This window comes from Limosilactobacillus sp., assembly GCF_022482365.1.
Classification (GTDB): Bacteria; Bacillota; Bacilli; order Lactobacillales; family Lactobacillaceae; genus Limosilactobacillus.
The window spans coordinates 664177-689122 of record NZ_JAKVPE010000001.1 but is presented as its reverse complement, the minus strand read 5'-3'; the positions used below and the strand labels follow the sequence as shown (position 1 = coordinate 689122).

General features: G+C 54.6%; 28 protein-coding genes, 1 tRNA gene and 1 other annotated feature. Of the genes, 27 read left to right on the top strand and 2 right to left on the bottom strand.

The genetic code is table 11. From position 1 onward, the window contains the following. Nucleotide 1: 1 nt before the first annotated feature. Entirely contained in the window at nt 2–526 is a 525-nt protein-coding gene (locus LKE23_RS03285; RefSeq protein WP_291978068.1) for a hypothetical protein, read from the top strand. Between the two features lie 401 nt (nt 527–927). Here the strand turns inward: LKE23_RS03285 and LKE23_RS03280 are convergent. Next, nucleotides 928–1001: transfer RNA gene (locus LKE23_RS03280), tRNA-Arg, on the bottom strand. A gap of 184 nt (nt 1002–1185) precedes the next feature. Here LKE23_RS03280 and LKE23_RS03275 point away from each other — a divergent pair. The 15 genes from LKE23_RS03275 (at nt 1186) to recN (ending at nt 12256) form a co-directional block, all read left to right on the top strand. Then, the gene (locus LKE23_RS03275; protein WP_291978067.1) at nt 1186–1830 is read left to right on the top strand and encodes a TetR/AcrR family transcriptional regulator; all 645 of its coding nucleotides are present in this window, start codon (nt 1186–1188) and stop codon (nt 1828–1830) included. A gap of 107 nt (nt 1831–1937) precedes the next feature. Next, nucleotides 1938–2007 (top strand) — a sequence feature (ribosomal protein L21 leader region). A 13-nt stretch (nt 2008–2020) separates the two neighbouring features. Next, on the top strand, nt 2021–2329 hold the full coding sequence (gene rplU, locus LKE23_RS03270) for a 50S ribosomal protein L21 (RefSeq protein ID WP_267202277.1): 309 nt from the start codon (nt 2021–2023) through the stop codon (nt 2327–2329). Nucleotides 2330–2344: 15 nt separating this feature from the next. Continuing rightward, on the top strand, nt 2345–2668 hold the full coding sequence (locus tag LKE23_RS03265) for a ribosomal-processing cysteine protease Prp (protein WP_267202276.1): 324 nt from the start codon (nt 2345–2347) through the stop codon (nt 2666–2668). A 23-nt stretch (nt 2669–2691) separates the two neighbouring features. Then, nucleotides 2692–2973: a 50S ribosomal protein L27 gene (rpmA, locus tag LKE23_RS03260; protein WP_291978066.1), complete on the top strand. Its 282-nt coding sequence runs from the start codon at nt 2692–2694 to the stop codon at nt 2971–2973. A gap of 90 nt (nt 2974–3063) precedes the next feature. Next, nucleotides 3064–4140, top strand: a complete 1077-nt coding sequence (locus LKE23_RS03255) for a M24 family metallopeptidase (protein ID WP_291978065.1) — start codon at nt 3064–3066, stop codon at nt 4138–4140. Continuing rightward, nucleotides 4133–4828: a 2'-5' RNA ligase family protein gene (locus tag LKE23_RS03250; protein WP_291978064.1), complete on the top strand. Its 696-nt coding sequence runs from the start codon at nt 4133–4135 to the stop codon at nt 4826–4828. Before LKE23_RS03255 ends, LKE23_RS03250 begins: the two co-directional genes overlap by 8 nt. 85 nt (nt 4829–4913) lie before the next feature. After that, on the top strand, nt 4914–5360 hold the full coding sequence (locus LKE23_RS03245; RefSeq protein WP_291978063.1) for an Asp23/Gls24 family envelope stress response protein: 447 nt from the start codon (nt 4914–4916) through the stop codon (nt 5358–5360). After that, nucleotides 5357–5767, top strand: coding sequence for a transcription antitermination factor NusB (gene nusB, locus LKE23_RS03240; RefSeq protein WP_291978062.1), 411 nt, complete (start codon nt 5357–5359; stop codon nt 5765–5767). Before LKE23_RS03245 ends, nusB begins: the two co-directional genes overlap by 4 nt. A gap of 126 nt (nt 5768–5893) precedes the next feature. After that, complete coding sequence (folD, locus tag LKE23_RS03235; RefSeq protein ID WP_291978061.1) at nt 5894–6751, top strand: bifunctional methylenetetrahydrofolate dehydrogenase/methenyltetrahydrofolate cyclohydrolase FolD; 858 nt, start codon at nt 5894–5896, stop codon at nt 6749–6751. Then, nucleotides 6744–8078 (top strand): exodeoxyribonuclease VII large subunit, encoded by a 1335-nt coding sequence (gene xseA / locus LKE23_RS03230; RefSeq protein ID WP_291978060.1) that lies wholly within the window; start codon nt 6744–6746, stop codon nt 8076–8078. The genes folD and xseA overlap by 8 nt, the downstream gene beginning before the upstream one ends. A 6-nt stretch (nt 8079–8084) precedes the next feature. After that, the gene (locus tag LKE23_RS03225) at nt 8085–8372 is read left to right on the top strand and encodes an exodeoxyribonuclease VII small subunit (RefSeq protein ID WP_291978059.1); all 288 of its coding nucleotides are present in this window, start codon (nt 8085–8087) and stop codon (nt 8370–8372) included. A gap of 6 nt (nt 8373–8378) precedes the next feature. Continuing rightward, on the top strand, nt 8379–9254 hold the full coding sequence (locus LKE23_RS03220; protein WP_291978058.1) for a polyprenyl synthetase family protein: 876 nt from the start codon (nt 8379–8381) through the stop codon (nt 9252–9254). Between the two features lie 11 nt (nt 9255–9265). Beyond that, nucleotides 9266–10081, top strand: coding sequence for a TlyA family RNA methyltransferase (locus LKE23_RS03215; RefSeq protein WP_291978057.1), 816 nt, complete (start codon nt 9266–9268; stop codon nt 10079–10081). Nucleotides 10082–10097: 16 nt separating this feature from the next. Then, a complete protein-coding gene (locus tag LKE23_RS03210; protein ID WP_291978056.1) occupies nt 10098–10553 on the top strand; it encodes an arginine repressor in 456 nt (151 codons plus the stop codon). A gap of 14 nt (nt 10554–10567) precedes the next feature. After that, nucleotides 10568–12256, top strand: a complete 1689-nt coding sequence (recN, locus tag LKE23_RS03205; RefSeq protein ID WP_291978055.1) for a DNA repair protein RecN — start codon at nt 10568–10570, stop codon at nt 12254–12256. Between the two features lie 73 nt (nt 12257–12329). Here recN and LKE23_RS03200 read toward each other — a convergent pair whose 3' ends face one another. Beyond that, nucleotides 12330–12659: a hypothetical protein gene (locus LKE23_RS03200; RefSeq protein ID WP_291978054.1), complete on the bottom strand. Its 330-nt coding sequence runs from the start codon at nt 12657–12659 to the stop codon at nt 12330–12332. Nucleotides 12660–12830: 171 nt separating this feature from the next. Here LKE23_RS03200 and gmk point away from each other — a divergent pair, with 171 nt between their 5' ends. The 11 genes from gmk (at nt 12831) to LKE23_RS03145 (ending at nt 24817) form a co-directional block, all read left to right on the top strand. Continuing rightward, nucleotides 12831–13451: a guanylate kinase gene (gmk, locus tag LKE23_RS03195; protein WP_291978053.1), complete on the top strand. Its 621-nt coding sequence runs from the start codon at nt 12831–12833 to the stop codon at nt 13449–13451. Then, on the top strand, nt 13448–13666 hold the full coding sequence (gene rpoZ, locus LKE23_RS03190; protein ID WP_291978052.1) for a DNA-directed RNA polymerase subunit omega: 219 nt from the start codon (nt 13448–13450) through the stop codon (nt 13664–13666). The genes gmk and rpoZ overlap by 4 nt, the downstream gene beginning before the upstream one ends. A 116-nt stretch (nt 13667–13782) precedes the next feature. Next, nucleotides 13783–14979 (top strand): bifunctional phosphopantothenoylcysteine decarboxylase/phosphopantothenate--cysteine ligase CoaBC, encoded by a 1197-nt coding sequence (gene coaBC, locus LKE23_RS03185; protein ID WP_291978051.1) that lies wholly within the window; start codon nt 13783–13785, stop codon nt 14977–14979. Nucleotides 14980–14988: 9 nt separating this feature from the next. Beyond that, on the top strand, nt 14989–17412 hold the full coding sequence (gene priA, locus LKE23_RS03180; protein WP_291978050.1) for a primosomal protein N': 2424 nt from the start codon (nt 14989–14991) through the stop codon (nt 17410–17412). Between the two features lie 17 nt (nt 17413–17429). Further along, on the top strand, nt 17430–18386 hold the full coding sequence (gene fmt / locus LKE23_RS03175; RefSeq protein WP_291978049.1) for a methionyl-tRNA formyltransferase: 957 nt from the start codon (nt 17430–17432) through the stop codon (nt 18384–18386). Continuing rightward, the gene (rsmB, locus tag LKE23_RS03170) at nt 18373–19719 is read left to right on the top strand and encodes a 16S rRNA (cytosine(967)-C(5))-methyltransferase RsmB (RefSeq protein WP_291978048.1); all 1347 of its coding nucleotides are present in this window, start codon (nt 18373–18375) and stop codon (nt 19717–19719) included. Before fmt ends, rsmB begins: the two co-directional genes overlap by 14 nt. Before the next feature lie 19 nt (nt 19720–19738). Continuing rightward, entirely contained in the window at nt 19739–20479 is a 741-nt protein-coding gene (locus tag LKE23_RS03165; RefSeq protein ID WP_291978047.1) for a Stp1/IreP family PP2C-type Ser/Thr phosphatase, read from the top strand. Between the two features lie 3 nt (nt 20480–20482). Next, a complete protein-coding gene (pknB, locus tag LKE23_RS03160) occupies nt 20483–22396 on the top strand; it encodes a Stk1 family PASTA domain-containing Ser/Thr kinase (RefSeq protein ID WP_291978046.1) in 1914 nt (637 codons plus the stop codon). 17 nt (nt 22397–22413) lie between these two features. Then, the gene (rsgA, locus tag LKE23_RS03155) at nt 22414–23289 is read left to right on the top strand and encodes a ribosome small subunit-dependent GTPase A (RefSeq protein WP_291978045.1); all 876 of its coding nucleotides are present in this window, start codon (nt 22414–22416) and stop codon (nt 23287–23289) included. An 11-nt stretch (nt 23290–23300) separates the two neighbouring features. Then, the gene (gene rpe / locus LKE23_RS03150; protein WP_291978044.1) at nt 23301–23954 is read left to right on the top strand and encodes a ribulose-phosphate 3-epimerase; all 654 of its coding nucleotides are present in this window, start codon (nt 23301–23303) and stop codon (nt 23952–23954) included. Between the two features lie 209 nt (nt 23955–24163). Beyond that, nucleotides 24164–24817 carry a thiamine diphosphokinase gene (locus LKE23_RS03145; RefSeq protein ID WP_291978043.1) on the top strand — a complete coding sequence of 218 codons (654 nt, stop codon included), beginning with the start codon at nt 24164–24166 and terminating at the stop codon, nt 24815–24817. Nucleotides 24818–24946 lie beyond the last annotated feature (129 nt).

The following is a 24946-nucleotide window of genomic DNA, read 5'->3' as shown; positions in this document are numbered from 1 at the left end:
TGTGTTAGATATTACGAAGATGCTGCACGCGGTGGTCGACTTGGAATACGCGATTGACGATCACCAGGAACTGTTGATTGGCCCAGACGCGCGTCGGCAGACGATCATCGTTTGGCTTGATACGCAGCTAGCGGCCTTTGCCGAAGATGGGGCCTGGGCAAAGGTGCTCACCAAGGCGCCGGTTGATCGCGCGGGACTTAAAGATCACTACCTGAAGAGCCTAGCCTTGATGCTCTTGTACAGTGCCAAGCAACAGTGGACCCAGCTGGTGGTGATGGACGAGCCAACCTGGCAGCGGATTGTTAAGGCCCAGCCTTCGACCAAGTTGGCGGACCTCAATAAGGAATACCTGGCGGTCAAACATTTCTTGAGCGGGGCCTACTATAGCCATCGTCAGGAGGACTTTCGCCACGCCTGGCACCTCCTGCTCAAGATGGGAATAGTTGATTTTGGCCTTCAACCAGCTGATATCGAGACAAGTTACCAGCAGTTGATGCGGGACTTACACGCTGAGTTCGCCGAATAGATAAAAAGATCCTGATTCATTTTTGAACCAGGATCTTTTTTATGAAGTAAATCAAATTACGCGTTTCGATCGTGGGCGGCAGCACTGTGCTTGCCAGGTTCCTGAAGATTGGAAATCACGTTGCCGACGATTGAGCCAACTAAAATTAAAACAATAATTGCAAATGGTAACATAATTAATCACCTCAAAACATCTTCTATATAACATTATTGTTACTAATGCCAAAATTTGCAATGAGTTTGTAACATTAATTGGGTGATCTTAAACAATTATTAACTAAATGAACATAAAAAAGCCTCAATTTCCAAGAAACTGAAGCTTTGACACACCAATGGCACACTTTCTGCACACCATTAAATTTTTAAATGTTGATATACCGGGCTTTTTTAGCTCGGATTCAATGAGACGAGTGGGGATTGAACCCACAACCTTCGGTTTAGAAGACCGATGCTCTATCCAATTGAGCTATCGTCCCAAACAGAATTAAGTATATAATCTGTTTACCAGTCATGTCAACGGCCTTTCATCCTCTATAATTTTTTTATTAGAATAAATAGCCTTATTATTTGACAAAGCGCTTTCATAGTCATTATACTTTACATAGGTAGAAGTATATCAATAAGGGGGAACTTAAGCTTATAATGAAGGGATGATGATTTATGGCTGTTAATAAAACAGACCCGCGCGTGATCAAAACTCGTAATAGTTTACGCAAGGCTCTTGTTTATCTGATGCGTCGTGAAAAGATCGAAAATATTAGCGTGCAGAAGATCACTGAAACTGCCAACATCACCCGAGGAACTTTCTATCTCCATTATCGTGACAAACAAGACTTTATTGAGTCTGCCATGAAGGACATCCTTGATGACTTCTTTGACCAGGTAATGGTTGATAGCGAGGACTATAGCTTGTCAAAAGAGCGGACGGTGCAGGTAATTTCTCTGCAGAAGGCATTTCAGTATATTGAAAACAATGCCGATATTTTTGATGTTCTTTTGAATAACGAAAATAATACCGGCTTCTACGAACAGTTCTACAATCGCTTGGCCGATTATTTGACCACTTATGGTAATGTTGTTAATGATAATCAAAAACAGCTTATGGTCCCTGTAAATTTGCAGATTTCCTTCATTGTTTCAGCGTTTCTTGGATTAATCAGTCACTGGCTTGAGGATGAAATGATCTACACCTCACGCTACATGACCCAGAGCACCGAGAAGATGTTTGATACGCTTAACCGGGAGGGCGCTCCGCTAGTCGACTTTTTTGGTGGCGAGAAAGAGTCGGTTTTAGAAGAGATCTAGCCAGAACGGTCTGACGACAGTCACTGTAGCGGTGACTGCCGTTTTTTAACTTTTTGGTTGACGCTGCTCATAAAATTTGCTATTATACAAACGTTGTATTTGTGAACCAACAACTACAACCGCGCGTTATCAAGTTCAAAGCATTAGCTGCTTGATTCGGCGAGTCTTAGATATTAAGGAGGTGCACAATATGTACGCAATTATTGTTACTGGCGGCAAGCAATACAAGGTTGAAGAAGGTAAGTCAATCTTCGTTGAAAAGCTTGATGCTAAGCAGGGTGACAAGGTAACTTTTGACAAGGTAATCCTGGTCAGCGGTGACGACACCAAGATTGGTACGCCATACGTTGACGGTGCCGCTGTTGAAGGTACTGTTGAAAAGCAAGGCAAGGAAAAGAAGGTTGTAACCTTCAAGTACAAGCCAAAGAAGCACACCCACACTAAGCAAGGTCACCGTCAACCATACACTAAGGTAACGATCGACAAGATTAACGCTTAATGCGGAGGTGAGGTCATGATTCACGCAAGCTTTCAGCATGATGCGAATCAGCGAATCACCGCTTTTAAGATGACCGGGCATGCCGATGCTGGTCCTTATGGTCAGGACATCGTCTGTGCAGCGGTCTCGGCACTGTCAATCTCCACGATCAACGGTTTGGAACAGGTTGTAAAGTCCCAGCCGCAGGTGAAGCAGGACAGTGCTAACGGTGGCTTTTTGGAGGTCACCGGGTTGGGAGTGGACCACGATAGTCAGCTCCTGCTTACAACTTTCCAGAATGGCCTTTTAGACATCCAGGAAAGCTATCCTGATAACATTGAAGTTCAAATGTTAAAATAGTTCATTTCCGGAGGTGAACAACTATGATTATGGATTTGCAATTCTTCTCCCACCACAAGGGGGGCGGTTCCACTGCCAACGGTCGGAACTCAGCTGGTCGTCGTCTTGGTACCAAGGCTGCTGATGGTTCTGTCGTAACTGCTGGCTCAATCATCTACCGTCAACGTGGTACGCACATTCACCCAGGTGAAAATGTCGGCCGTGGTGGTGACGATACCCTTTACGCAAAGATCGCCGGTGTTGTTAAGTTTGAACGCATGGGCCGTGACAACCGTAAGGTATCCGTTTACCCGGTTGAAGCTTAATCAATAAGAAGCACTGCTTATTAGAGCGGTGCTTTTTTGTTTACCCGAATTCTAAAGTATAATGGAAGAAAACGGCTGGAGGAGAAAACAATGACCCGAATTGAACGTCTACAAAAGCGCTTGCCCAAGCTGTACTTGGACGCCTTTGTCATTACCGATCCCGCAAACATCTTTTACCTAACCGGCTTTCAACTGATGGCTGGCGATGGCTACCTGCTCGTCACGACCAACAATGCGATCATCGTTTCTGATGATCGTTACGAGCTGGCCTTAGCCGAGTTCGAAAACGATGAGGTTGTGGCGACGATCACCCGCGATTACTACGGGGCCCTCAATCGAATCTGCAAGGCCCTTAAGGTAACGGTGCTGGGCTATGAGGATACGGTTTCCTACCGCCTCTACGACATCTTGGACGAGGTGATGGAAGCAGACATCGTTCCTTTTACCAACCTGATTGAGAAGATGCGGCTGATCAAGGACAGCGATGAACTTGCTCGGCTGCAACGAGCTGCCGACCTGGCCAGTCAGGGTTATCAGTACCTGCTGACCCAGGTTCATCCAGGAATCAGCGAGCGCCAGTTGGCCAACCGGCTCGACTTCTGGATGAAGGAGCATGGCGCAAGTGGCGCTTCCTTCCCGACGATTGTGGCCAGCGGTGCCAATTCGGCCAAGCCGCATGCGACGGCCAGTGATAAGTTGATTGCCGATGGCGACGTCGTAACCCTTGACTTTGGCTACTTTGTTGATGGCTACACCGCCGATATGACGCGGACCTTTGCCGTCGGCTCCATCGATCCGGAACTGCGGGACATTTACGAGATCGTCAACACCGCTCGTCAGCAGGTGATCGATCATGTTCAGGTGGGCATTCACGGGGACAAGCTGGATGCAGCGGGCCGGCAGGTGATTGCCGACGCCGGTTATGATGACGAATTTAACCACGGAATGGGCCATGGTATCGGCCTGGCCGTCCACGAGTTGCCTGCCAGCTATGGCCCCAATGCCAGCGACGTTCAGCTGGTCAACAACGAGGTGCTCACGGTCGAACCCGGCATCTATGTTCCAGAGCTCGGTGGGGTCCGAATTGAGGACGACGTGGTGGTAACCCACGGCGGACCGCGGGTATTGACGACGGCGCCGACCGAGCTGGTGATCGTCGATGATTAATAAAATGGAAGAGCTTGCCCGCCTCTATGCTGCCATCGATGAGCGGGGACGAAGCGCCATCGAGCAGGGAAAAGAGGAGCTTGATTCCTACCTGGCGGGGCAAAAAATAGATGGGCGGCGCGGATTAACCCTGCTCATTCACCTGCCCGCCCACCTGAGTCGCAACATCAGCTTCAGCTTGCAGAGCTTGAAACAATTAGCGCCGGATAGCTATTACTACCCGGCCGCGGACATGCACATCACCGTCATGGACCTGCTAGGCGCCCGGCCCGATATTGACTGGTCAACGGTTCCCCTCAAAGAATACTGTGCCGTCGTTCAAAAGTTGGCTGCCCAGACCGCACCATTCGACTGGCAGTTGGCGGGTCTGATCGCCAGTCCTGGTGCCATCATGGTGAAGGGAACCTACTCCGCCAACCTCGCCGTCTTCCGTCAGGAGTTGCGTAAACGCCTGGCAGACGCGGGCCTGCCGCTGGCGGAACGCTACCCGACGATTTCGGGACACGTCACAGTAGCCCGCTTTGCCCATCCCCTGGAGCAACGGACACAATTGCTGCAACGGTTGAAGGCGGATGCTCAGCTGCCCTTTGGCGAATTCCGGGTACACCAGCTGGACCTGGTGATTCACGACTGGTATAATCATCATTCCAAGCTGATCGACAGCTTCCAACTGACCGGTGAACATTGATTTTTAGGGTTGTTTAGTGCAAAATAGAATAAGTAATCTAAAATTAGGGTGATCCCTAATCGCGAAGAGAAGTGGAGGACTAATAATGGCAGAAGATTCAAAGATTATCCTCAATAACGATGATCAAAGCCTGGGAACGATCCAGATCGCCCCACGGGTATTAGAAATCATCGCTGGTATTGCCGCCAGCGAGGTAGAGGGCGTCTCCAAGATGTACGGCTCCTTTGCCAGCAGCGTCAGTGAGCTGCTGGGCCGTTCTGACTTTCGGCGTGGCGTAAAAATTGTCAACAACAATGACGACTTGACGATTGACGTCGACGTTTACGTTGAATACGGGGTTTCCGTTCCGAAGGTTGCTGAACTGATCCAGAAGCGGATTAAGCAGCAGGTGGCCCTGATGACCAGTCTGAAGGTTACTGAGGTCAACGTGCACGTCAAGGGCGTGGTGGCTGCAGAACAGGACCAGTCCGTGGACCCGAACGATATTTTTGGCGAAAAGAAAGATGACAAGGAAGCGGGGAACAATCAATGAGCTTAAATCGACACCAGATTCGTGAGGAAGCCTTTCAGGTTTTGTTCGCGTTGCAGACCGATTCTGACGCGGACTTAGCGACGATCTACCAGTCGATTCCGCATCACGACCGCAAGGAGATTCCCGCCTACCTGCAGACCCTGGTCGAGGGAGTTTCCGAACATCAGGGCGAGCTTGATCAAGAAATCAGCTCATTGCTGGCCTCCGGTTGGACGATCGGGCGCCTTGCCAAGCCCGACCTGGTAATTTTGCGGTTAGCCCTGTTTGAAATGCAGTACGTTGATGATGTACCAACTGCCGTAGCGATTAATGAGGCCCTGGAGCTCACCAAGACCTTCAGCAACGACAAGTCCCGCAAGTTCATCAACGGTGCCCTGGGGAAGTTCGAACAACAGTTGGAAAAGTAAGCTAACAAAACGCTGATTTCTTCAAAAACGAACGAAATCAGCGTTTTACTATGGAATAGTTCCGTTAAAGGCGTAAAACATGTTAGAATAAAGACCGATATCTAGTTTTTTAGAGGAGGATTTATAATGGCAGAGATTATTGACGGAAGACAGTTAGCAAAGGAAGTTAATCAGGAGACCAAGCAGCGGGTCGATAAGCTGCTCGAACAGGGGATTCAGCCCGGAATCGTGGTGATCCTCGTGGGTGATGACCCGGCGAGTGAAATTTACACCCGCAACAAGCACCGCAAGGCAACCAAGCTCGGCTTCAAGTCGATCCTGAAGAAGTTCCCCGCTGACGTCGACCAGGCGACGGTGATGGCCGCCGTTGAGCAGTACAACGCGGACGATTCAATCGACGGTATCCTGGTTCAGGAACCACTGCCTGACCAGCTGGACGGGTTGGCAATCACCAATGCCATCCGTCCCGACAAGGACGTGGACGGCCTGCACCCGCTGAACCTCGGCAAGCTGTACGCTAACCAGCCGGGCCACTATCCGGTAGCCTGCACCCCGCGGGGCGTCATGACCATGTTCGACCGCTACAACGTTGAGCTGGAGGGGAAGAACGCCGTGATTGTTGGCCGGAGCATCCTGGTCGGCAAGCCAATGGCCGCCCTCCTCAACAATGCCAACGCCACGACCTGCCTGACCAGCATTCATACCGTTGATCTGCCGTCCATTACCCGCCAGGCAGATATCCTGATCGTTGCTGCCGGTTCCCCGCACCTGATTAAGGAAGAGGACGTTAAGGAAGGTGCCGTGGTAATTGATGTTGGCATCAACCGGTTGGCATCTGGTAAGCTTACTGGGGATGTTGACTTCGAGAATGTCAGCAAGGTTGCCAAGCTGATCACGCCCGTTCCCGGTGGCGTTGGCCCAATGACCATCGCCAGCCTGATGCAGCAGACCGTCGACATGGCAGAGTGGCGGCATAATGGATAGGAGTAAGTACCTGACGGTCAGCCAGCTGACGAAGTATTTGAAGCTGAAGTTTGACCGCGACCCTTACCTGCGGACCGTCTACCTGACCGGTGAGCTTTCGAACTTTCGCCTGCGGCAGCGGCATCAGTACTTCAGTTTGAAGGACGACCATGCCGTAATCGACGCGGTGATGTTTGAGCGTGAGTTTCGCCAGGTTAAGTTTCGTCCCGAGGAGGGGATGAAGCTGCTGGTGGTCGGCCACGTCGGCCTGTACGAACGCAGCGGCCGCTACCAGATCTACATCGATCAGATGGAACCGGACGGGGTTGGCTCGCTGTACGTTGCCTTTGAGCAATTGAAAAAGAAGCTCCAACAGGAGGGGCTTTTTAACCTGCCTAAGAAGCCGCTGCCGCTTTTTCCAAAACGAATTGCCGTGGTGACCAGCCTGGACGGAGCCGTAATCCGCGACATCAACACCACCGTGCGCCGGCGCTACCCGATCGCCCAGGTGGTGCTCTACCCGACGGTTGTTCAGGGAGAAAAGGCCGCGGCCGACATCGCCCGCCAGATTAACCGGGCCAACGAGCGGGGGGACTTTGACACCCTGATCATCGGCCGCGGTGGGGGCTCAATCGAGGACCTCTGGCCGTTTAACGAGGAGATCGTCGCCCGGGCCATCGCCAACAGCAAGATTCCGGTGATTTCCTCGGTCGGCCACGAAACCGACACGACGATTGCCGATCTGGTGGCCGATCGCCGGGCCGCTACGCCGACCGCGGCGGCCGAATTGGCTACCCCGGTTTTGACCGATACCCTGCTGGCCATTCAGGACAGTCAGCGGCGGCTGGCCAATGCCATGCGCAACCGGATTGAATTTGCCAAAAAGGAGCTGGCTAAGCAGACCCAGAGCTATATCTTCCAGCAGCCGCAGCGCTTATACGAAAACTATACCCAGAAGGTCGATCAGCTAAGCCAACAATTAGTCCAGCTGGAACAACAGACCTTCCTGCGCCTCCACAACCAGGTTCAGACGGTGACGGGCCAATTAATGAACCAGTCGCCCCTGCACCGGGTTAAGCAGGATCAGCAGCTCGTTTCGCAATTGAACAAGCAGCTGCAGACCGGGATGGTGAACAATTACCAGCGCCGCCAGGAACAGGTGCAGAGCCTGATCCGGCAGCTGGATTCACTGAGCCCGTTGAAAATCATGGGTCGCGGCTATTCATACGTGACGAAGGACCAGCGGGTGGTCAGCCAGGCCAAGCAATTGACGGCCGGCCAGCACGTTCAGCTGCACTTTGCCGATGGCCAGGCGGACGCAGAGATTACGAAAATCAAGGAGAATTAACTAATCATGGCAACAAAAGAACCAAGCTTTGAGGAACAGCTCGCCCAGCTGCAGCAGATCGTCAACCAGCTGGAACAGGGCAACACCCCCCTAGAGGAGGCGCTAGAACAGTTCCAGACGGGGATTAAGCTTTCAAAGTCCCTGCAAAACAAGCTGACCAGTGCCGAAAAGACGCTGGGGCACCTGATTGACGACGACGGCAACGAGCAGGTTTATGAAAACAACACCGATGACCCGAGCAACAACGGCGGTGGCAACCGTGGCTTTGGCAGCGGCGATTCGGTAAAGGGGTAAGAAGAAATGGTTGCTTCGCTTGCTGAATTGAAGAAACAGATTGATGATTACCTCGCCGCGCACCTAAAGGCCGACGTTGATCAGCAGACGCTCTACGAATCGATGAACTATTCGCTAATGGCGGGTGGCAAACGGCTGCGGCCGGCCCTGACCCTGGCAACCGTTCAGATGCTGGGTGGCGAAGTGGACGCGGACGTCATGCACGCCGCCACCGCCCTGGAGCTGCTGCACACCTATTCGCTGATCCACGATGATCTGCCGGCGATGGACAACGACGACCTGCGCCGGGGGAAGCCAACTAACCACTGCAAGTTCGGTGCTGGCATGGCGACCCTGGCCGGCGACGGCCTGTTGACCCTGGCCTTTCAATGGGTGAGTGATAATCACTTATCACCCGCCGTGCGGGCCGAATTAACCCTGGCCCTTGCCCAGGCGGCTGGTCCCGCTGGGATGGTGGCCGGTCAGGCACGGGACATCGAGGGTGAGCACCAAAGCCTAAACCTGGACCAGCTGCGCTACCTGCACCGCCAAAAGACTGGCGCCCTGCTGCGCTACGCCGTTTTGGCCGGGGGAATCATTACGGAGCAATCGCGGCCCGTCAAGGCTGCTCTGGCCGACTTTGGGGCCCAGTTTGGTCTGGCCTTTCAGATCTACGATGATTTGATGGATGTCCTGGGAACCACGGAACAGATGGGCAAGCACGTTCACAAGGATGCCGGCGAGCACAAGAACACCTACCCGGGCTTGCTGGGGGTTGGGGGAGCAAAGCAACAGCTTCAGCTCGCCCTGGATCAGGCCCGGCAGGCACAGCAAAGCCTGAGTGAGCTGACTGGGAAGTCATTTGCCGGGTACGATCAGTTTCTCGCGTATTTTAAGTTGTAAAGGAATTAAGGATGGAAAAAGAACGAGTAGACGTTTTATTAGTAAGACAGGGATTATTTGATTCCCGTGAACAGGCGAAGCGGTCGGTGATGGCCGGCGAAATCCTGGGCAAGAACAACGAACGGCTTGATAAGCCCGGCCAAAAGATTCCGGTAACCACCACCCTCCACATGAAGGGGCACAAGATGCCCTATGTCAGTCGCGGGGGCTTGAAGTTGGCCAAGGCTTTAAAAGTGTTTAACATCAGTGTTAAGGACAAGACGGTCTTAGACATTGGCTCTTCGACCGGTGGCTTTACCGACGTGATGCTGCAAAACGGGGCCAAGCTGAGCTATGCCCTGGACGTGGGGACCAACCAGCTGGTTTGGCAGCTGCGCGAAGACCCGCGGGTGGTGGTCATGGAGCAAACCAACTTCCGTTACAGTAAATTAGAAGACTTCACCCACGGTCAGCCCGAGTTTGCCTCGATCGACGTTTCCTTCATCTCACTGCGGCTGATCCTGCCGCCACTGGCCCAGATTCTGCCGGTGGGTGGCGAGGTCGTAGCCCTGATTAAGCCCCAGTTCGAGGCGGGCAAGGAGCACGTCGGCAAGCACGGGATTGTTCGTGACCATAGCGTTCACCGGGCGGTCCTGGAGGAAGTTCTCCACTTTGCCAACGAGGATCATTTCGATGTCTTGGACCTGGACTACTCGCCAATCAAGGGCGGTCAGGGGAACATCGAATTTTTGGTTCACCTTAAGCTCGCGGATCGACCGGGGAAAACGGCTGCGAACGTTGATATTGACCAGGTCCTGGCCGCAGCGGATGCCGATTTAAATCAATAGAAAAGTAGGGATATTTATGAAAAAGGCTGAGCGTCAGCAAAAAATCAAGGAGATCATCACCAGCGAAAGCATTGAGCGACAGGAAGACCTGGTTAAGCGCCTGAATGAAATGGGCCTGCGGGTAACGCAGGCGACAATTTCCCGTGACATTAAGGAAATGCAGCTGGTGAAAATCCCCGCCGAGGATGGCGGCTACCGGTATGACCTGCCGACCTATCATCGGCAGAGCGATGAGATGCAGCTGATGGATGTCCTCCAGGATAGCCTGGAGCAATTGAAGGTCAGCGATCGTTTCATTGCCATGACGGTCCATCCGGGGAATGGCCCCGTGGTGGCGGTCTTATTGCGGCGGGTCAACTACCCGACGATCTTCACGACGATTGGTGATGACGCCAGCGTTCTGATTGTCTGCGTTTCCGCGGAGGCTGCCAAGGAACTCTGTCAGCAACTGAAGGAATTGGCTAATCAATAAGGTAGGGTGAGCACGTGCTTCAGGAATTAACAATTGATAATTTAGCAATCATCAAGCACCTGACCCTGGAGTTTGCCGACCAAATGACGGTCCTTACCGGGGAAACCGGGGCCGGGAAGTCGATCATTATCGATGCGGTCGGGCTCCTCGCCGGTGGCCGGGGCTCGCAAGAATACATCCGGCGGGGCGAAGATAAGCTCAACGTCCAGGGCCAGTTTGCCATTCCAAATGACCCGAGCTTCGACCGGCTCCTCGACGAGCTGGGGATTGATCATGAGGACGGCACCCTGATCATTTCCCGGGAGATTCACCGCAACGGACGAAACACGATCCGGGTCAACGGTGAATTGATCAATACCACCATGCTGCGTAGGATTGGCGCCCACCTGGTTGATATTCAGGGGCAAAATGAGCACCAGCGGCTGATGCAGCCGGAAACGCACCTGGGGATGCTGGACCAGTTTGCTGCGGAAGCGGTGACGCCCCTTCTGGAGAAATACCAGGCCCACTACCAGGACTACGTTAAGCTCAAGGCGGCCGTCAACAAGAAGCAGGCCAACGAGCAGCAGTGGGCGCAGCGCCTCGACATGCTGCGCTACCAGGTCAAGGAAATTGAGGCGGCCAACCTGAAGCCAAACGAGGAGGACGAGCTGACCAGCGAGCGCGATCGGCTGGAGCACTTCCAGCAGATCAACAACGCGCTCCAACAGGCGGTTGCTACCTTCAACGAGGGGGAGGCCCCGGTGCTGGACCAGATCGCAACGGTCATGGACGCCATCAACGGCATCGCTGACTTTGATGATGCCTACGACCAGCTCAGCAAGTCACTCAACGACGCCTACTATGCCCTCCAGGACGTGGCTAACGAGGCCGGCTCCCAGCTCGACCTTTTGGAGTTTGACGATGGCCGCTTAGCCGAGATCGACCAGCGCTTGACGACGATTGGCGATCTGGAGCATAAGTATGGTGACACGGTGAAGGATGTTTTGGCTTACTATGCCAAGATTAAGCGCGAACTGGACTCGATGGAGACGGCCGCGGATGACAACTCCGACCTTGAGGCCCGGCTGAAGGCCTCGGCTGCTTCGCTTAAGCAGCTCGGCAAACAGCTGAGTCAGGTGCGGCAGCACGCGGCCCACGAGCTGGCCAAACGGGTTCACCAGCAGCTTCAGGAACTGTACATGTCCAAGGCGGATTTTGAGGTCCACTTTGCCAACCACCCGGCCGATCAATTTACGCCGACCGGGATTGACGAGGTGGAATTCTACATCCGCACCAACCCGGGTGAAAACATGGGGCCGCTGGCTAAGATTGCCTCCGGCGGGGAACTCTCGCGGATCATGCTGGCCCTCAAGACGATCTTTGCCCAAAATGAGGGCGTAACCAGCATTATCTTCGACGAGGTTGACACCGGGGTCAGTGGCCGGGTGGCCCAGGCAATTGCCGACAAGATCAAGGTGATTGCCGCCCACTCCCAGGTGCTGTGTATCACCCACCTGCCGCAGGTGGCGGCGGTGGCCCAGCACCACTTCTTGATCAAGAAGGGCGTCCACGACAACCGGACAACTACTAAGGTAACCATCCTGAGTGAAACACAGCGGGTTGATGAACTGGCCCGGATGCTCTCGGGTGAAAAGGTCACCCAATTGACCCGGGAACACGCCCAGGAATTGTTGGAAATGGCCCATCCGCACCAGAACTAAGACACAAAAAAAGACGTTTACCCTGAAAATGGATAAACGTCTTTTTAGCTTTCGGCTGGCACGTTGCGGCTGCTTAGAGGTTAGCGATATAGCGAATCTGGTCGAACGTGACCACGTAGACAGTGTTCTTGCTGGAAATCAGGAAACGGTCGGCGGTTAATTGCTTAACCCGTCCGTAGACATTGACCGGGTATCCCTCCGCGGTCTTCGGCATTAATTGAAAGAAGACGGTCCACTGGTCGCGGATGACCCGGTCGAGAAAAAGCTGGCGCTGACTTGCCGGCTGGGGATGAAGGAGTTGGACCTGCTGGGTCGGTGCTTCACTATCGAACAGACGGTGAATGGTCTGGTTGAGGAGCTGTGGGGCTTTTTTAATAAGGGTAGGTTGGTTAAACTGTTGCATCGTGCGAATGCCTCCGAACATTTGTTTGTGCTTATAGTATACGAACATCCGTTCAGAAATGCAAGGGTCAAGATTGAATTTTAATGATTCCATCTTGGTCGGTTGATTTATCGGGCTTTTTAGTGCATTATAGTTACTAATACGTTAATTTTTCGATGAGGGAGCAATCTAATGGCAAATCGTGGTATGTTAATTGTCCTTTCGGGACCGTCCGGCGTTGGTAAGGGGACCGTCCGTAAGGCAATTTTTGATTCAAAAGACAATGACTTTCAGTACTCGGTATCGATGACGACGCGGAAGCCGCGCCCGGGTGAAGTGAACGGGGTCGACTACTACTTCGTTACTAAGGAACAGTTCGAACACGAGATTCAAACCGGTGGGATGTTGGAATACGCCAAGTATGTTGACAACTATTATGGTACCCCATTAAAATATGTTAATGAGACGTTGGATTCCGGGAAGGACGTCTTCCTGGAGATTGAAGTCAACGGTGCCATGCAGGTTCGTTCCAAGGTTCCGGACGGGGTCTTTATCTTCCTGACGCCACCCGACCTGGACGAATTGAAGCACCGGCTGATCAACCGGGGAACCGACAGCATGGACGTCATCAACAAGCGGATCCACAAGGCCTTTGGCGAGATCCAGATGATGCAGAATTACGACTATGCGGTTGTAAACGACGAGGTTCCGCGGGCGGTTGAAAAAATCAAGGACATTATCCGGACGGAACGGCTGCGGGTTACCCGGGTAATGCCACGGTATCTTGAAATGTTAGGAGACTCAAGAAAATGATTCTTTATCCATCAGTTGACGAATTATTGAAGCGGATCGACTCTCGTTACTCGCTGGTGATGCTGGCAAGCAAGCGGGCACACGAACTGGACACCGGTTCCGCCCCGCTGCTTGATCATTACGAATCCAGCAAGTCCGTTGGGAAGGCCCTGGAAGAAATCCTGGCCGGCAAGGTCACGATTGATCCGGACGAGACGGAAGACTTGCAAGATTAACGAGCACGGATGCAATTTTACGGGGACTGTTCCTAGCCACTGGCCGGGAGCAATCCTCTTTTTTAGTGCCATTTGATGATATAATCAGTGGGTAGAAAATTAAACGGGGTGACATGATGGCAAAGGTTACGGTATACATTTCAGGAAGCATTGCTGCCTACAAGGGAATTGAGGTCGTGCGGGGCCTGCAGAAGCGGGGGCACACGGTCCGGGTTGTGATGACCAAGGGAGCCACCCAGCTGATCGGTCCGGCCACCCTGGCTGCTTTGACCAAGTACCCGGTGCTGACCGATCTTTGGCAAGATCAGACGCGGCCGATTCCCCACATCGAGCTTGCGGATTGGACACAATTAGCCGTGGTGGTGCCGGCCTCTGCCGACCTGCTGGCCAAGATGGCTAACGGCCTGGCCGACGATGCCGCCTCGACGACCCTGCTGGCTACCAGCGCCCCGAAGATGGTGGTACCGGCGATGAACAGCCACATGTGGCAGGCGCCGGCCATCCAGCGGAACCTGCGCCAGCTGAAGGGCGACGGTGTGACGATCATTGAGCCGGTCACCGGTCGCCTAGCCGAGGGTTACGCTGGAAAGGGCCGTCTGCCAGAACCGGCGGCAATTGTCGACGCAATTCAGGACCGCCTGAATCAGGACCAATTATTGGCTGGCAAGCGCCTGGTGGTTACCGCCGGGGGCACCCGAGAACCGTTGGATCCGGTGCGCTACATCGGCAACCGGTCCAGCGGCAAGATGGGCGTGGCAATTGCCCGCGCCGCCGCAACGGCCGGTGCTCAGGTGACTTTGATTGCCGGACAGGTCAGCGTTGACTTGCCGGCGGCGGCCAACATTACGATTGTTCCTGCGCTCACGACGAGTGACATGCTAAAGGCGGTCCAGGAGGCCTTCCCGATCGCCGATGCTCTGATAATGGCGGCGGCGGTGGCCGACTACCGGCCGCTAAGGGTCGCCGAACAAAAGGTGAAGAAGACGCCCGGCCACCAGGACTGGACCCTCGAGTTGACGGAGACGGTCGATATCTTAAAGACCGTGGCCCAAACCAAGCGGCCGGACCAGGTGGTAGTCGGCTTTGCGGCCGAGACGCAGGATTTGCTGGCCAACGCGCAACACAAGCTGGCCAAGAAGGGAGCCGACATGATCGTTGCCAACAGCGTGGCCGGCGAGGACAGTGCCTTTGGCAGCGACCAGGATCAGGTTACTATTCTACGTGTTGGCGAGGCGCCGCTGGCCTGGCCGCGGCTGACCAAGGAAACGGTGGCCCAGCGATTGATTAAATTAATTGCGGAAAGGATGAAGTGAGGTGATTAGATGGCGGAACTAGCACAGGTGGTCGTTGACGTGCCGACGATGCAGACCAACCAGCCCTACACGTATGAGGTTCCGCCACAGCTTGCCCACCAGCTCCAGGTTGGCATGCGGGTGGCCGTGCCCTTTGGCAATGGTCATCGCCAGGTCCAGGGCTTCGTGGTTGGCTTCACGGATCATGCGGACTATCAGGGAGAGCTGAAGCCGATCGGTGCCGTGATGGACGTTCAACCGGTCGTCAACACGGAGCTGCTCAAGCTCAGCTCCTGGCTGGCAGATACGACCTACTCCTTTTGGATCTCCTGTCTCTACACGATGCTGCCAAACATGCTGAAGTCCAAGGCCGAACGGGTTGTCCGCCTCGTTGATGAGGTCGACGAACAGACCCTGTTTGACCTCTTCGACGGCAAGGACGAGTGTGACCTGAGCCAGTTCCAGGATGATCCGACCAAGATGAGCCAGCTGCTGAAACTTAAGCGGGAAAAGCGGGTCGTGATCGACTATCGGCTGACCAATCGGGCCCGGGCCAAAACGGTGACCGGGATTACGCCGCTATTGACATTTGAACAGCTCGAGGACGCCCGGACTTCACTGCACCCCAACGCCCATGCCCAGAGCCGCCTGCTCTCCTACCTGCAGAGCATTGTGGGCAAGAAGGTTAAGCAGACGACGGCCGAGCACGTTGCCCAGCTAAAAGCGGGGACCTTTAACCAGGGAGCCAAGAAAGGCTGGCTGAAGAAGGTGCCAATTGAGGTTTACCGCAATCCCTATGAGCAACCCGTGGACGACGACCACCTGGAGGCTCCCCTGCACTTAAACCGTGATCAGCAAGCGGCCGTTGGGCGAATCAACCAGGCAGTTGAAGATCAAAGTGCCCAGACCTTCCTCCTGCAGGGCGTGACCGGCAGTGGAAAGACGGAGGTCTACCTCCAAACGATTGCCAAGGCACTGGCGGCGGGGCGGACCGCCCTAATGCTGGTACCGGAAATTTCGCTGACGCCGCAGATCGTCAACCGTGTTCGGCGCCGATTTGGCTCCCAGGTGGCGGTCCTCCACAGTGGCCTGTCCAACGGTGAGCAGTACGACGAGTGGCGCCGGATTGAGCGTGGCCAGGCCAAAGTTGTGGTCGGTGCCCGCTCGGCCGTCTTTGCTCCGCTGCAAAACCTCGGGATCATTATCATGGATGAGGAGCACGAGACCAGCTACAAGCAGGATGACGCGCCACGCTACCATGCCCGTGAGGTCGCCAAGTGGCGGTCGCGCTACCATCAGGCCCCGCTGATCCTCGGGTCGGCCACGCCCAGCCTGGAGAGCCGGGCGCGGGCGCTCAAGGGCGTTTACCAGCTCCTCCGGCTGCCCCACCGGGTTAACCAGCAGCCCTTACCGCCGATCAAGGTGGTCGACATGCGGCCGGAAATCAAGCGGCAAGGGGAGAGCAACTTCTCACTGCCGCTTTTGCAGGCCCTGGATTTGCGGCTGCAGAGGCATGAACAAAGCATCTTGATGCTCAACCGGCGGGGATTTTCGTCCTTCATGATGTGTCGCGATTGCGGAACCGTCTTAAAGTGTCCTAACTGTGACATCTCGCTGACCCTCCACATGGACACCAGGACGATGAAGTGTCACTACTGTGGTCACGAGGAGCCGATCCCCCAGGTTTGTCCCAACTGCCATAGTCGGCACATCCGCTACTACGGGACGGGGACGGAGAAGGTCGAGCAGGAATTGAACCGCCTGCTGCCCCAGGCCCGGATTATTCGGATGGACGTCGACACGACCCGGCGCAAGGGGATGCACGAAAAGCTGCTGCGTCAATTTGGCCAGCAGCAGGCCGACATTCTCCTCGGAACCCAGATGATTGCCAAGGGACTGGACTTTCCTAACGTCACGCTGGTGGGGGTGTTAAACGCCGACACCGGACTGGGATTGCCCGACTTTCGGGCCAGCGAGCACACCTTTGACCTGCTGAGCCAGGTCAGTGGCCGGGCCGGCCGGGCCAACAAGCAGGGCCAGGTGATTATCCAGACCTTTAACCCCGATCACTATGCGATCGAGGATGCCCAGGCCCACGACTACGAGCGCTTTTTCCGTCAGGAGATGAACCTCCGCCACCAGGCCGGCTATCCGCCTTACTACTACACGGTGCGCCTGATGGCTAGCCACCCTGAAGAGGCCGCCGCGGCCCGGGCGATGGCGCACATTCGCCAGGAATTAGCCGCCAAGCTGGCACCGTCGACGATCGTCCTGGGACCGACGCCCCGGGCAATTGCCCGCATGAAACGGCGCTACTATTACCAGATTGTCATTAAATATAAGAAGGATCCCCACCTGCACTCGGCCCTCCAACAAATTCTTCAGGAAACCCAGGCAAAGGGATTCAAAGACGTCCAGGTCAGTATCGACCCGGACCCCCAGTACTTCATGTAAACGAAAGGATGTTATCAATGTCAACTTCAATTGTCTTCATGGGAACCCCGGACTTTGCGGTGCCGATTCTGCAAAGCCTGATTGATGCGCCGGAATACGATGTCCAGGCGGTCCTGACTCAGCCGGATCACCGGATTGGCCGCAAGCACGTCCTCCACGCTTCACCGGTCAAGCAGCTGGCCGTCAAGTACGACATTCCAGTGCTCCAGCCAGCTAAATTGAACAAGAGTCCCGAAATGGAACGGATCATCGAGCTCCAGCCGGACCTAATGATCACGGCGGCCTATGGGCAGTTCCTGCCGACCAAGCTGCTGGACGCGGCCAAGATTGCGGCGATCAACGTTCACGGTTCACTCTTGCCAAAGTACCGGGGCGGGGCACCGATTCAGTATTCAATCATCAACGGGGACGCCGAAACCGGGGTCTCGATCATGTACATGGTCAAGAAGATGGATGCCGGCGACGTGATTGCACAGCGGGCCATCCCGATCGAAAAGGACGATGATGCCGGGACAATGTTTCAAAAGCTGAGCATCCTCGGCCGGGATCTCCTGTTAGAGACCCTGCCGAAGCTGATTGCCGGCGACGTTCACCCGGTCGCCCAGGATCCGGACAAGGTGGTCTTCTCGCCGAACATTTCCAGCGAGCAGGAACGGATCGACTACCGGATGACGGCCCAGCAGATTGATGATAAGGTCCGGGGCTTGCGGCCGGCGCCCCTGGGCAACATGATTCTCGACGGCCTGCGGACCAAGATCTATGACGTTACCCCGCTGGATGAGACCACCGACCTGCCAGCCGGCCAGGTCGTGCGGGCAACGAAGCACCAACTGGTCTTAGCGGCTGGCCAGGGGACCACCTACCAAATCAATAAGCTCAAGCCAGCCGGCAAGCAGGCAATGGACATCACCGCCTACCTAAACGGTCACCAGGGTTTGCAGAAGGGAGTTCAAGCAGTCAGTGAAGAAGACTAAGCAACCAGAATTAAGCTCGGCCCGGGGTGTGGCCCTGACGGCGCTGGACCGCGTTTTCCAAAACGGGGCCTACTCAAACCTCCAGCTGAACCAGCTCTTTTCCAAAACGCAGTTGAAGGACAGCGACCGGCGACTGGCCACCAACATTGTCTACGGGGTGCTCCAACACCAGCTGACCCTGAAGTACTGGTTGGCCCCCTTCGTGCACCGCAAGCTGGATTCCTGGGTCGAAACGCTGCTGTTGATGTCGATCTATCAGTATCACTACCTGGATCGGGTGCCGGATTGGGCGGTGACCAACGAAAGCATTGAGCTGGCCAAGCAGTGGGGCAATCCCGGGATTCGCAAGTTCGTCACCGGGGTGCTCCACGCCATCCTGCGCCAGGGCTTGGCCGGTTTTGATCAAATCAAGGACCCGGTTGAGCGCCTGTCGATCGAAAGCAGTGTCCCCCAGTGGCTGGTGGCCAAGCTCAGTGAGCAGTACGGCCCCGAACAAACCAAAGCCATTCTCGCTGCCATTAACCAGCCGGCCCACGTTTCGATCCGGGTCAACCCGGCGGTCAGTGACCTCGCCAGCGTTGAACGGGCCCTGGATCAGTCCGGAATCGAATACCGACCGAGCGTGGTGGCCCCAGACGCCCTGGTAATCACCAAAGGAGAGGTCGTCGATACCGCACTCTTTGCCACCGGGGCGATCACCATTCAGGACGAGAGCGCGATGCTGGCCGTGGACAGCATGAACGTCCAACCTGCCGATCGGGTCCTCGATGCCTGCGCGGCGCCCGGGGGAAAGACGGTCCAGATCGCGGCCCGTTTGCAGTCGGGCCAGGTGGACGCGTTGGACATTCACCAGCACAAGACGCGCCTGATTGAGAAAAACGCCCGGCGCCTGCACCTGGCGGACCGGGTGGTGACCCACACCCTTGATGCCCGCAAGGTGGGGGATGAATTTGCCGACGAAAGTTTTGATAAGATCCTGGTCGATGCGCCCTGCAGCGGAATTGGCCTCCTGCGGCGCAAACCGGAAATTCGCTACACCAAGCAACCCGGTGACAGCGAGCAGCTGCACAAAATTCAAGGGGCAATTTTGGCGGCAGTGGCCCCAAAGGTCAAAAAAGGCGGTATAATAACGTACAGCACGTGTACGATTCTGGATCAGGAAAATGAGGGCACGGTTCGCCAGTTCTTGGCAACCCACCCGAATTTTGAACTAGTTAGGACCCAGACGACGCGGGGCGTTAAAGATGATCGAGCGTCAGCGACCCTCACGATTTTGCCATCCGATTTTTCTTCCGATGGCTTCTTCATTAGCAGTCTCCGGCGAAAATACTAGAAGGGAATCACGAACAATCATGGAAATTGCCTTTCAAACAGACATTGGCCGGCGGCGGTCGCAAAACCAAGACCGGGTTGCCCAATACACCGACAAGAACGGTCACCAGTTAGTGGTGATTGCCGATGGAATTGGTGGCAACCTCAGTGGTGATGTAGCCGCCGAGATGACGGTCAAGCGGCTCGGCCATCGTTTTAAGCTGGACAGTCCCGAGAACCCCCTCGAAGCAATTCGGTGGTTCGCCCGGGAAGTTCAAATTATTAATGATCAAATACTTAAAAAATCAAAAGAAAAAATGATCTATCAAGGAATGGGAACCACGATGGTGGCGGCGATCGCCTTTGAAAAAACGCTGGTGGTTGCCAATATCGGTGATAGTCGGGGTTATCTGCTGCATCAGGATATGCTGACCCAGGTGACGACCGACCATTCCTTGGTGAACGAATTAGTAAAGAGCGGTGACATTACGGAGGACGAGGCCCTCAAATTGCCCCAGAGCAACATTATTACCCGGGCAATTGGGATTTCCCCCGATGCCCGAATTGAGGTCAACCGGTTTGAATTTAACCCGGGTGACCAGCTTTTGATGTGCTCGGACGGCCTCTTTAAGACGGTTGAAAAGAGCACGATGGTAAAGGTTTTGGATCAGGACATTTCCTTAAAAGCCAAGTGCGCCCAGTTGGTTGAACTGGCAAACGCGGCTGGTGGTCCCGACAATATCACCGTTCTAATCGGCAAAAATGATGACCAGGAGGGTTGATTTATGAATCCTGGAGATGTGATTGGTCATCGATATAGGATTATTCGCTCCCTCGGCGAAGGGGGGATGGCGAATGTTTACCTGGCTTACGATACGGTTTTAGACCGGGAAGTCTCGGTTAAGGTTCTCCGCTTGGATTTGCGTGATGACCCCAACACCAAGCGGCGCTTTCGGCGAGAAGCCATGTCGGCTACCCAGCTCAACGATCCCCACATCGTTGGCATTTTTGACGTGGGCGAGGATAATGGCCTGCAATACATGGTGATGCAGTACGTTCGGGGAACCGACTTGAAGCAATACATTAAGGAGCACTTTCCGATTCCGCTGCCTCAGGTGGTGGACATTATGGAGCAGGTACTGGCGGCGGTCGAATCGGCCCACGCCCACGGCATTATTCACCGGGACCTCAAGCCACAAAACATCCTAATTGATGAAAATAAGAATATTAAAATCACGGATTTTGGAATCGCCGTGGCGGTTTCCCAAAATTCGCTGACACAAACCAATACCTTAATGGGTTCAGTGCACTACCTCTCGCCGGAGCAGGCGCGGGGCAGCATTGCAACGAAAAAATCAGATATTTATTCACTGGGGATCATCCTTTACGAGCTGCTGACGGGGAAGGTGCCTTTCGAGGGCGAAAACGCGGTGTCGATCGCGATCAAGCACTTCCGGGAAGAGATCCCGTCCGTTCGGAAGTTCAATAAGAAGATTCCCCAACCGTTGGAAAACGTGGTAATTCGGGCCACTGCTAAGGACCCGATTGACCGCTACGACAGCGCTCTGGCCATGGCCAAGGACCTCAAGACGAGCTTGGATCCAGCCCGGGCCAATGAGCCCCGGTTGGTGATTAAGCATGATGATAACGGTGAGACCAAGGTCCTGCCGATGAGCAAGATGCCCCACCACCAGGCTAGCCAACCGTCAACGGCCGCCAGTAATGAAAAGAAAAAGGCTGCCCGGCCGAGCTTTTGGCGTCGGTGCCGGCGTCAGCTGATTCTCGTCGGGATCCTGGTTGGGGTTGCCGTCGTTGCTGGCGGCAGCTGGTGGTTCCTCTTGCGGCAGGTCGTCGTGCCAAACGTTGCTAACCAAACCCCTGTCCAGGCCGAACGACGGCTGAAGAAAGAACACCTGCGAGTTGGCAATATCACCCGGGTGACCAGTAAGAGCGTGGCGAAGAACCACATCATCAGTGCCGAACCGGGTGCCAAAACGAAGACTCGGGTAAATTCGACCGTGGACTTGAAGGTCAGCAGTGGGGTCGATCACCTGAAGCTCAAGCATTACGTGGGCAAAGATTACGCCACCACGGCGGCCATGCTGCGCCAGAAGGGCTTTACGGTCAACCGTCATACGACCTATTCCGATACGGTGGCGGCGGGAACGATTATGAAGCAAAACCTGCGTAAGGGTACCGTCGCCAAGCCGCACAAGGATATCATTGACTTTGAGGTGAGTGCGGGCAAGAAGAACATCAAGATTCCTGATTTTACCAACCAGGACATCAGCGTTGTTCAGGACTTTGCCAATAAGCACAACCTGCAGCTGACGACCCAGCAGAAGAAGTCCAAGACGGTGGCAACGAACCACGTCATCAGTCAGACTCCGAAGGCTGGTTTAACCTTAAACCACGGCGACACGCTGACCGTGACGATTGCCAACTCCGGCAATCAGACCAAGACCACCAATATTCAGATCAACATTCCGTTTGACAGCAATGGTGGGCAGCGCGAAAACCGGGTTCAGGTTTATATTCGTGACGCAAACCATAACCTGACGATGGAGTATCAAGACATCACGATCAATCAGGAAACGACCATTAACGTGCCGTTTACCCTGAAGAACAACCAGATGGGCGCTTATCGGGTCGTTCGCAACGGGCGGACGATCATGAGTGCCACCAACATTACCGGATAAGATAGTGAGGTGTATTCGTGAAAGAGGGAATTATTCAACAGTCCTTAAGTGGCTTTTACGACGTCATTAGCGACGGTGAAATCTACCGAACCCGCGGCCGGGGGAATTTTCGCAAAAAGAAGATCAAGCCGATCGTGGGGGATGCCGTGGAGTTTGAGGACGGCTACCTGCTAAAGGTGCTGCCACGGCGCAACTCCCTGGTGCGGCCGCCAGTGGCCAACGTTGATGCGGCCGTGGTGGTCACCGCTGCCGTTCAACCGGACTTTTCACCCAATCTGCTGGATCGGCAGTTGATCGCACTGGAACGGCAGGACATCACGCCCCTGATTTACTTTTCCAAGACCGACCTGCTGGACCCAGCCGGCTACCAGCGGATCGCGGCGGTGGCGGCGGGCTATCGCCAAATCGGCTACCCGGTCTTCTGCAATCAGCAACCCTTTGACGAGGACCAGCTTGCGGCCCTCAAAGTTCAGCTGAAAAATAAGACGGTGACGATGATGGGCCAGACGGGGGCCGGAAAATCAACCCTGCTGAACCACCTGGCACCCGATTTGCACCTGGCCACGGGGGAGATCTCCCAGGCGTTGAAACGTGGCCGCCATACCACGCGCAAGGTCAGCCTCTTAAACGTTGACGGCGCCCTGATTGCCGACACACCGGGCTTTTCCTCCTACGAAACCTTTGACATGACGGTTGAGGAACTGCCCCAACTCTTTCCGGAGATGGCTCGTCTGGCCCCCGAATGCAAGTTTCGGGGCTGCCTGCACATCAAAGAACCGCATTGTGCAGTGAAAGCGGCCCTGGAGAATGGTATAATCATGAATAGTCGGTATGACGACTACCTCCAGTTTCACGAGCTAATCGCCAACCAGAAACCAAACTACAAGAAATGAGGGAATCAAGAATGATTAAAGTTGCACCTTCGATTTTGAGTGCTGATTACGTTAACCTGCAAAAGGACATTGAAAAGGTTGACCGTGCCGGTGCCGAATACCTGCACATCGACGTGATGGACGGTACCTTCGTCCCAAGTATTTCCTACGGGCCGGGATTTGTGAAGGCAATTCGGCCAATCACCAAGATGACCCTGGATGTTCACCTGATGGTCCAAAATCCGGAGCACATCCTGCCAATGTTCATTGATGCTGGTGCCGACATCATCGGTGTCCAGGTTGAAGCAACCCAGCACATTCACCGGGCACTGCAAATCATCAAGAACGGCGGGGTTAAGGCCGAAGTTGTCATCAACCCCGGCACGCCGGTTGCACTGATCGAACCAGTGCTGCACATGGTTGACCAGGTCTTGGTCATGACCGTCAACCCAGGCTTTGGTGGGCAAAAGTTCCTGCCGGAAACGGTTGAAAAGATTGCGCAACTGAACGAAATCAAGAAGACCAAGGGCTACGACTTCGACATCGAGATCGACGGTGGGGTTAACGACAAGACGGTCGTTGACTGCTACAAGGCCGGTGCTACGGTTGCCGTTGCCGGTTCCTACGTCTTCAACGCTGACGATCCGGTAGCCCGGATTCAGGCATTACGTGACGCTACTAAGTAAATAAGTTGGCGGTGGGACAGAACTCGCTTGCGAGTTCGTCTTCCCACCCCCGCGAGGCTGGCTAGGCGTCCTGGGCGTTGATTTATCAACGTTCAGGATCCAGCCAGCTACCGCGCTGCAGCATTTATAGCTATATAAAAGCAAAGAGACCGGGTTAATTTCCGGTCTCTTCTGTTTACACGCCTTACCAAGCCAGGGGAGGGAAAACGATGCGGGTAAATATCATGGTCGGTGGGCCGACCGATTTGATTCCAAAAGACCAGGTCCTAAAGCGCCAAAATGAAACCTGGATAGGTGTCGACCACGGCGCCTCACTGTTGATGGATTGGGGCATTTGCCCTGCGGCAGCGATCGGGGACTTTGATTCCACGGCCAGAACGGAGATGGACCGGTTGCGCGAACGCGTGGCGGAGATTCGAACCTTCCCACCGGCCAAGGACTTCACCGATACGCAACTGGGCGTGGCCACCGCCATCCGCGACTACCAGCCCGACCAGATTGACATCTGGGGGGCCACGGGTGGGCGCCTGGACCAGCTGCTGGCTAATCTCTACCTGCCGCTGCAGGAAGACTTTTATTCCTATTTACCGAAAATTCGTCTGATCGACAACGAAAACATCGTTCGCTACTTCCTTCCAGGGACCTACAGCATTTATGAGGAGCCCGGGTTGGACTACCTGGCCTTCGTTAGTTTGACGCCGGTCCGGGGATTAACCCTGCCGGACGAAAAGTATCCCCTGGTTAATTGGAACGGGACCATTCCGTTCTCCTGGTCGAGCAACCGTTTTACCAGCATCGTAAACCACTTTTCCTTTGATCGGGGGATCGTTGCCGTGATCTGGTCCGCCGACCTTCATGACTAGAAATGGGTGTCAAGGGAAAATACTTGAAAGAAAAACCTTGCACTGATCGGGTCGCTATGGTAAATTAATTAGGTGAGTTACATCGCAACTTATTGCGTAAACGAAATAATGATGAGAAGAGGAGGGTAC

Coding starts and splice junctions, on each gene's coding strand:
- LKE23_RS03275 (WP_291978067.1), top strand. CDS start 1,186: ATGGCTGTTAATAAAACAGACCCGCGCGTGATCAAAACTCGTAATAGT.
- rplU (WP_267202277.1), top strand. CDS start 2,021: ATGTACGCAATTATTGTTACTGGCGGCAAGCAATACAAGGTTGAAGAA.
- LKE23_RS03265 (WP_267202276.1), top strand. CDS start 2,345: ATGATTCACGCAAGCTTTCAGCATGATGCGAATCAGCGAATCACCGCT.
- rpmA (WP_291978066.1), top strand. CDS start 2,692: ATGATTATGGATTTGCAATTCTTCTCCCACCACAAGGGGGGCGGTTCC.
- LKE23_RS03255 (WP_291978065.1), top strand. CDS start 3,064: ATGACCCGAATTGAACGTCTACAAAAGCGCTTGCCCAAGCTGTACTTG.
- LKE23_RS03250 (WP_291978064.1), top strand. CDS start 4,133: ATGATTAATAAAATGGAAGAGCTTGCCCGCCTCTATGCTGCCATCGAT.
- LKE23_RS03245 (WP_291978063.1), top strand. CDS start 4,914: ATGGCAGAAGATTCAAAGATTATCCTCAATAACGATGATCAAAGCCTG.
- nusB (WP_291978062.1), top strand. CDS start 5,357: ATGAGCTTAAATCGACACCAGATTCGTGAGGAAGCCTTTCAGGTTTTG.
- folD (WP_291978061.1), top strand. CDS start 5,894: ATGGCAGAGATTATTGACGGAAGACAGTTAGCAAAGGAAGTTAATCAG.
- xseA (WP_291978060.1), top strand. CDS start 6,744: ATGGATAGGAGTAAGTACCTGACGGTCAGCCAGCTGACGAAGTATTTG.
- LKE23_RS03225 (WP_291978059.1), top strand. CDS start 8,085: ATGGCAACAAAAGAACCAAGCTTTGAGGAACAGCTCGCCCAGCTGCAG.
- LKE23_RS03220 (WP_291978058.1), top strand. CDS start 8,379: ATGGTTGCTTCGCTTGCTGAATTGAAGAAACAGATTGATGATTACCTC.
- LKE23_RS03215 (WP_291978057.1), top strand. CDS start 9,266: ATGGAAAAAGAACGAGTAGACGTTTTATTAGTAAGACAGGGATTATTT.
- LKE23_RS03210 (WP_291978056.1), top strand. CDS start 10,098: ATGAAAAAGGCTGAGCGTCAGCAAAAAATCAAGGAGATCATCACCAGC.
- LKE23_RS03200 (WP_291978054.1), bottom strand. CDS start 12,659: ATGCAACAGTTTAACCAACCTACCCTTATTAAAAAAGCCCCACAGCTC.
- gmk (WP_291978053.1), top strand. CDS start 12,831: ATGGCAAATCGTGGTATGTTAATTGTCCTTTCGGGACCGTCCGGCGTT.
- rpoZ (WP_291978052.1), top strand. CDS start 13,448: ATGATTCTTTATCCATCAGTTGACGAATTATTGAAGCGGATCGACTCT.
- coaBC (WP_291978051.1), top strand. CDS start 13,783: ATGGCAAAGGTTACGGTATACATTTCAGGAAGCATTGCTGCCTACAAG.
- priA (WP_291978050.1), top strand. CDS start 14,989: ATGGCGGAACTAGCACAGGTGGTCGTTGACGTGCCGACGATGCAGACC.
- fmt (WP_291978049.1), top strand. CDS start 17,430: ATGTCAACTTCAATTGTCTTCATGGGAACCCCGGACTTTGCGGTGCCG.
- LKE23_RS03165 (WP_291978047.1), top strand. CDS start 19,739: ATGGAAATTGCCTTTCAAACAGACATTGGCCGGCGGCGGTCGCAAAAC.
- pknB (WP_291978046.1), top strand. CDS start 20,483: ATGAATCCTGGAGATGTGATTGGTCATCGATATAGGATTATTCGCTCC.
- rpe (WP_291978044.1), top strand. CDS start 23,301: ATGATTAAAGTTGCACCTTCGATTTTGAGTGCTGATTACGTTAACCTG.
- LKE23_RS03145 (WP_291978043.1), top strand. CDS start 24,164: ATGCGGGTAAATATCATGGTCGGTGGGCCGACCGATTTGATTCCAAAA.